This window comes from Arthrobacter sp. 4R501 (assembly GCF_002929755.1).
Classification (GTDB): Bacteria; Actinomycetota; Actinomycetes; order Actinomycetales; family Micrococcaceae; genus Arthrobacter.
Genome location: NZ_PJIW01000047.1, coordinates 1 through 1614, shown reverse-complemented (window position 1 = coordinate 1614; position 1614 = coordinate 1). Strand labels below are relative to the sequence as shown.

The following is a 1614-nucleotide window of genomic DNA, read 5'->3' as shown; positions in this document are numbered from 1 at the left end:
AAGAAGCTGCCAGCAGGAGGAAATACACGCCGGAGCAGAAGGTTCAGTTCTTTTCGGTGTTGGACCGGTGTGGGAGTGTGAGCGAGGCCGCGGCGGAGCTCGGCTTCAATCAGATGACGTGCTACCAATGGGTCCATAAATCTCGCCTCCCTGAGCGGGTCCCACGGGATCGGAAAGCGGACCAGAGAAAATACACGCCTGCACAGAAGGCACAGTTCTTCGTCGTGTTCGACCGCGTCAAGAGCACCACGCAGGCCGCACGGGAGTTGGGACTGCATCCCGCAACGTGTGCCGGTTGGGTCCGTAAAGCCGGGCTGAAAAGCTATGGCAAAACGGGGGCGGGTCCTCACCCGGGGCGGGATGAGTACTTCCGGCTGCGCAAGACCGGCGTGAGTCGGCGGAAAGCTGCTGCAGCGGTCGGGGTACATCTGCGGACCGCCGAAGAGTGGGACCAGGGAATCCGTAAGTCCAGCGGCCGACGCATTTACCCGGATGGCCGCGTGGTCGACTACAAACGTGGTGTGACCACCTTGACCCCTCCCGCCGGCACACTGGTCCCCGTACCGGTATCAGCGTTGGAGAAATCTATCGATCCGCGCTTCCTGACCGTGCAGGAGCGGGAGATGATCCGGGACCTGAACGCTGCCGGCTCCTCAATCAGGGCGATCGCTCACGCGCTGGGACGATCGCCCTCAACTATCAGCCGCGAGCTGGGCAGAAATACCGAACCCCGGATGGGATACCTACCCCACGGGGCGCATCGGAAGGCCGCCGCCCGACGGGCGCGGCCCAAGACCGCCAAGCTCGCTGGCGAGTCGGACCTGCGCGACTACGTGAAGGACAAGCTGCTCATACGCTGGTCTCCGGAGCAGATCAGCCACACGCTGGTCGAAGAGTTCCCCGACAACCCGGAGATGCGTGTGAGCCCAGAGACGATTTACCAGGCCCTCTACGTCCAAGCCAGAGGCGGACTCAAACGCGAGATACAGGCAGCGCTGCGCACCGGCCGTACCCGCCGCAAACCCCACCGCACCGGCGAGCAGCGCACCCCCCGGTTCGTGGACCCGATGGTCATGATCTCCGAGCGCCCGCCCGAGATCGAGGACCGCGCCGTGCCAGGCCATTGGGAAGGTGACCTCATCACCGGCGCCTATAACCAGTCAGCGATCGCGACCCTGGTCGAACGCACCACCCGCTACGTGTTGCTCGTCCACCTGCCAAATGACCACACCGCTGAAACCGTCCGGGACGGACTCGTCAAAACCATGGCCACCCTTCCCGCGCACCTGCGAGGCTCCCTGACCTGGGACCAAGGCGCGGAAATGGCCACCCACCGATCATTCACCCTTGCCACCGACATGCCCGTCTATTTCTGCGATCCGGCCAGCCCCTGGCAACGCGGCTCAAACGAGAACACCAACGGACTGCTGCGCCAGTACTTCCCCAAGGGCACCGACCTATCCGTCTACGGGCCCGAAGACCTCGAACACGTCGCGCAGGAACTGAACGGACGCCCACGCAAAACGCTCGGCTGGAATACTCCAGCCGAGCGTCTACGTGATTTACTACTAACCACCTAACCAACAGGTGTTGCAACGATCCCCAGAATCCAAG

Annotated in this window: 1 protein-coding gene; it reads left to right on the top strand. The window is 63.2% G+C overall.

Translation table 11 applies throughout. The features are described 5' to 3' along the window. Positions 1-389 precede the first annotated feature (389 nt). Positions 390-1580, top strand: coding sequence for an IS30 family transposase (locus tag CXR02_RS21825; protein ID WP_104063890.1), 1191 nt, complete (start codon positions 390-392; stop codon positions 1578-1580). Positions 1581-1614: the final 34 nt, after the last annotated feature.